The organism is Streptomyces tailanensis (assembly GCF_008386495.1).
GTDB classification, from domain to species: Bacteria; Actinomycetota; Actinomycetes; order Streptomycetales; family Streptomycetaceae; genus Streptomyces; species Streptomyces tailanensis.
Genome location: NZ_VTHJ01000174.1, coordinates 1 through 1362 on the forward strand (window position 1 = coordinate 1; position 1362 = coordinate 1362).

Annotated in this window: 1 rRNA gene; it reads left to right on the top strand. The window is 57.3% G+C overall.

Annotated features, from left to right (window positions below):
- Positions 1-90: 90 nt before the first annotated feature.
- Positions 91-1362: ribosomal RNA gene (locus F3T56_RS45890) — 23S ribosomal RNA — on the top strand; the annotation flags it as partial.

Here is a 1362-nt window from a genome sequence, read left to right on the forward strand (position 1 = left end):
GCCGGCCCCAGTGAACTCGGATCTGTTTGGTTCGGGGTGGTGGGTGGTTGGTCGTTGTTTGAGAACTGCACAGTGGACGCGAGCATCTGTGGCCAAGTTTTTAAGGGCGCACGGTGGATGCCTTGGCACCAGGAACCGATGAAGGACGTGGGAGGCCACGATAGGCCCCGGGGAGTCGTCAACCAGGCTTTGATCCGGGGGTGTCCGAATGGGGAAACCCGGCAGTCGTCATGGGCTGTCACCCTTGCCTGAACACATAGGGCAAGTGGAGGGAACGCGGGGAAGTGAAACATCTCAGTACCCGCAGGAAGAGAAAACAACCGTGATTCCGGGAGTAGTGGCGAGCGAAACCGGATGAGGCCAAACCGTATGCGTGTGAGACCCGGCAGGGGTTGCGTATACGGGGTTGTGGGATCTCTCTTTCACAGTCTGCCGGCTGTGAGGCGAGTCAGAAACCGTTGATGTAGGCGAAGGACATGCGAAAGGTCCGGCGTAGAGGGTAAGACCCCCGTAGCTGAAACATCAGCGGCTCGTCTGAGAGACACCCAAGTAGCACGGGGCCCGAGAAATCCCGTGTGAATCTGGCGGGACCACCCGCTAAGCCTAAATATTCCCTGGTGACCGATAGCGGATAGTACCGTGAGGGAATGGTGAAAAGTACCGCGGGAGCGGAGTGAAATAGTACCTGAAACCGTGTGCCTACAAGCCGTGGGAGCGTCGGAGTGAAGACTTGTCTTCATTCTCGTGACTGCGTGCCTTTTGAAGAATGAGCCTGCGAGTTTGCGGTGTGTTGCGAGGTTAACCCGGGTGGGGTAGCCGTAGCGAAAGCGAGTCCGAACAGGGCGTATGAGTAGCACGCTCAAGACCCGAAGCGGAGTGATCTAGCCATGGGCAGGTTGAAGCGGCTGTAAGAGGTCGTGGAGGACCGAACCCACCAGGGTTGAAAACCTGGGGGATGACCTGTGGTTAGGGGTGAAAGGCCAATCAAACTCCGTGATAGCTGGTTCTCCCCGAAATGCATTTAGGTGCAGCGTCGTGTGTTTCTTGCCGGAGGTAGAGCACTGGATAGGCGATGGGCCCTACCGGGTTACTGACCTTAGCCAAACTCCGAATGCCGGTAAGTGAGAGCGCGGCAGTGAGACTGTGGGGGATAAGCTCCATGGTCGAGAGGGAAACAGCCCAGAGCATCGACTAAGGCCCCTAAGCGTACGCTAAGTGGGAAAGGATGTGGAGTCGCAGAGACAACCAGGAGGTTGGCTTAGAAGCAGCCACCCTTGAAAGAGTGCGTAATAGCTCACTGGTCTAGTGATTCCGCGCCGACAATGTAGCGGGGCTCAAGCGTACCGCCGAAGTCGTGTCATT